At 42.9% G+C, this 4,116-nt stretch carries 2 protein-coding genes; both read right to left on the reverse strand.

Going from position 1 to position 4,116, the window contains the following annotated elements; genetic code table 11:
* The coding region (locus F6K57_RS38315) for a DUF4388 domain-containing protein (protein ID WP_293073741.1) at positions 1-598 on the reverse strand (598 nt) is incomplete at its 3' end.
* A gap of 1,290 nt (positions 599-1,888) precedes the next feature.
* Positions 1,889-4,116: response regulator (locus tag F6K57_RS38320; protein ID WP_293073743.1), on the reverse strand; the 2,228-nt coding region annotated here is incomplete at its 5' end.

Raw genomic sequence — 4,116 nt, forward strand, 5'->3', positions numbered from 1 at the left:
CCCAAACTTGCCACTCTATAGAGTCCAAACTGTATTTAGGTTGACCACCGTTGATACTGACCAAACCACCATTCGGGTCAGGTAATTTATCTGCCAGAGCTTCCCAATTGCGGAGCGATCGCAATCCCTTCAACATAGCTATTTTTGTTGGCATACTCAAACCCGTCATTTCTCGTGTTGGTATGGGTACATTCTGTTCAAAGTTAAACTGACCATCTCGGAGCTGAAACAAAGCACACACATGCTGTAAAATTTGCATTCGAAATAGCTGTTTTAATTGTTCACCCTGTAAAGCACCCTGAGTTTTCAGGCATAAACCCAGAGGTTTATCTATGGCACACAGCTGAGCTAACTTAGCAATTACCCGTTCGCTAACCCCACAGTGTTTAACAATCAGCGATACCAAACCTTGATTGTCTAACCGATCTGCAGCTGCCACCAGGTGACCCTGATACACCCAAATATAATGAGTTCTCCTAGGGGTTACTTGGTTTCTTGGCAAGGGAAGCAACCTTAGCAAACCAGTTTTTTGTCCCTGGGCGATAAACTGAAACACTTCTGGTAGGGAAATATCGGTTAAATGGCCTGTAACAGACATAATTGTTAATTTGCTTCATACTAAAGGGTTAGCGGAAATTACTAATTTATAATATATTAAGATTTGTTAAAAAAACACCTGAAAATAGTTTTTCAAAGTCAACGTCAACGTCCTATGAGCTGAGTGGCTTGTTAATTTGAAATTAAATCCCATATCAATTGATTAACCATATTGAGAGAAACAATAATTGGTAGCAGTTTCCGAAAGGTCAGACCGATATAATCATGAGGGGTCTGACCCATCGATTGATTATGCACTAGCGATGTTAAGGCTGGTAAAAAAGTTTCCTAGAACGCTTCTACCTTAAGATCTGGAATACCAAAATTATTGCTATGGGCAGATAAATTTTCCAAGAAATTTTATATTTAACAAGCGAGGGGAAAAGCAAATTCATAGGCTATAAACGGTTCTATACCCTGTTTTATACCCTATTAGTCAGGCTTAATTTTTTAGTGAGACTCTGATCAGTAATTGCTTACTAGGGTTGGATCAAAATCTTTCAACTGACGCGCTCGCCAATAGGCTCTGGATCAACAACCTACTTTACCCTTCATCGAAGGGCTATACTTAATGGCAAAGGCTAGTCTAGCCAAAGGCGGCTCCTAAAGAGCAACGACCACCGCGCTCGAGGGCGAGAATGGCTTACCTTAAGGGCATATTTGTACGAGAATCCATTCAGGGTAAGCTCTACAAACTCTATGGGTTGCAACCTATTTTTTTGAGATTAGATTAGATGCCCCATTCAGACAGCCCACAACAATCAATCTCTTGGTGAGCTTTCACGCTAAGCTTTTTCAAAGGGTGGAGCCGCAACACAAAACCACCATTCCCTGACTCACCATCCAATATTCGGATTAGAAACAAAGCAACGTTCGCGTAGCGTGACCTACGGTCAAAGGTTTGCGAGTTAGCTCAATAAACGTCGATTCCGTTCGCGTAGCGTGACCTACGGTCAACGGAAAGTCTGCACTTTCGCTCTTGAGAACTATTGTCGGATTCGACTAAATAAGCTTTACACCCTAATGAGGTCTTAAAAATGACCTATGCTTGATGGCTACTCTCAAGCTTTATACTTTTGAGCCTAACTCCAAATGAAAGATCAATATCTTTGAATCGATAATCTTTAAACTATCTTTATATTATCCCCAATTGTGAAATAGTCGAGTAAGTTGTGAATAAAATGTGAATGTATCGGTTCCATTTTTCACCTCCTACCTGGTAACAATTGGGTTTAATAGATCACGCATCAGGTTGGTTTAAGGCAGAGAACGCTTTACTCATGAAAAAGTACTACTGAGTGAAGTTTCCAGCTAGGGATTGAGCTGGGAATACACAATCTTGACCAGTGGCTTGGGCTCGCTCAATAGCCTCATCAGCGGCTCGATAAAGGCTTTCGATGTCTGTGCCATCCCCAGGGTACTCTGCCACCCCAGCACTAAATGTTACCTGCACTAGCTCACAGTCATGAAATTCTTCACTAACAGTCTCCAAAATTTCTTGGAGCCTTCTGACCCCAGCCTGTCGATTGAGACCATACATCCCGATGAAGAACTCCTTACCTCCCCAGCGGGCCACTATATCGTGACTGCGAAACTTTTGCCGCAAGATTTGTCCTAACCGCTTCAGAATTCTATCTCCCATCACATGACCATATTGCTCATTCACCTGCTTTAAGTTGTTTAAATCCAATAAGGCATAGCAAAGAGGTTGATGGTAGCGTTGGGATAAGCGCAGTAATCGGTTAAATTCTATGGTAGATTGACGACGATTAGCCACACCAGTTAATTGGTCAGTTTCTCCTAAACTACGGAGCAGTTTGGTACGCTCTAGACGATGGAAAACACGGGTGACTAACTCGGATTTCGTGATGGGTTTAAAGATATAGTCATCAGCTCCAGCTTGATAAATGCGGTGAATTGTTTCAGAGTCTTGGTGTTCACAAAGCAATAGGATAGGTAATCCATGCCAGATGCGATCAGTGCGCACAACTTGGCACAGTTCAATCCCATTGAATTGGGGCATGTCTAAATCCAAGATTAGTAGATCAGGTCCTGTCGCTTCAAGCTGTTCCCAAAATTGATCGGGTTCTTCTAAGGTAATAATCTGCACTCCTAAAGGTTGTAGGAAGTGTCTTATACTTTCCAGCACTAGGGGATTATCGTCTACTGCCAGGACTTTGGCTGTGGAAGGTCTGTCTTGATTTAAAACATCTTCAAAGGTATCTAGTAACTGTATTGGGGTAACGGGTTTGGATAAAAACGCTCGTCCTCCCTGACGAGCAACCTCAACGCGATCGCTAAACCGATTTTGCTGTGTAGAAACGATTACTGGGATTTGAGGGTATTGGTTCTGGAAATATTTTAGGAGTGCGATTCCGACCTCTGGATAATTGGGAAACATCAAGTCCAGTAGCACAACATCAGGTATTTCTTGATCCATGACAACTCTTGCTTCCCTGGGATCTAGGACAACTTTTACTTGCATATCCCAATTCACTGCTTCTCTTTCCAACTGTTGTGTCAGTTGCACGTCTCCATCGATAACTAAAATCAAGGGAAGCTTTTTTGGTAATTGGTCCGGTGCCAGGGGTTGTGATCTATTATATTCGGTTAGTTCAGGCTCTTTTAAGACAGTAATGGTTGAATTATCTTCCAACTCACTACTGACATCACCAGAGCATGCTGATGGAGGTTGCTGGAGTTCTTCAGATAGAAGTGCTAGCAAAGATGCCAGATTTTGAATATTAGTTGGGGAGCTTAGTTGCTGTAATTGAGGACTAGGTAATTCTATTTGGTTGTCATAGTTCCTGCGTCTTGACCGATATCTCCGTTTACCGGAGTTCCTTGTCTTGGTTATACTGACTTCCTGTAGCCAGTACTCAATAGTTTGGGCTAGCCGTGATCCTTCCACTAAGCCAAACTTATCTAAAGCTCTCACCAGCTTGTGGACTTGCTGCTGGGCTTGTTTTCGCAGCTCCTCAGTAAGATGTCCGGCTTCGAGAGCATTAACCGCCTGTTCTACAGTGGCAAACTGACGCCACATGGTTCCTTTAGAACGTTCCCAAGGCTGATTGAACCTTGTTGGGGTTGGTTTGAGTTTCTTTATCTTGCTCCTCGGTAAGCTCTTGAGGCGATAGCCCATACCATAGACAGTTTCAATCACATCATCAGCTTCAACACTCTTGAGCTTGCGCCTTAACCCCTTAACATGTGCCCTAACTGTTTCTGGTGAAGGAGGGTCTTCAAATGACCACAGATGTTCGAGAATGATACTCTGACTAAATACTCGGCGCGGATGGCTCAGGAATAGTTCTAGAAGACCGTATTCCTTTGGTGATAGATGGAGCAGTTGCCCTTTATAAGTTACTTCACAGGTACTCGGGTCTAGGCAAACATCACCCCATTCCAGTAGCCTTAATCCAGAAACACTGTGGTGACGCAGTAATGTCCTAATCCGAGTCAAAAGATCCTTGGCTGTAAAGGGTTTAACAATATAATCATCAGCTTCAGCATTAAGCT

This window comes from Moorena sp. SIO4A5 (genome assembly GCF_010672005.1).
In the GTDB taxonomy this organism is placed as follows: Bacteria; Cyanobacteriota; Cyanobacteriia; order Cyanobacteriales; family Coleofasciculaceae; genus Moorena.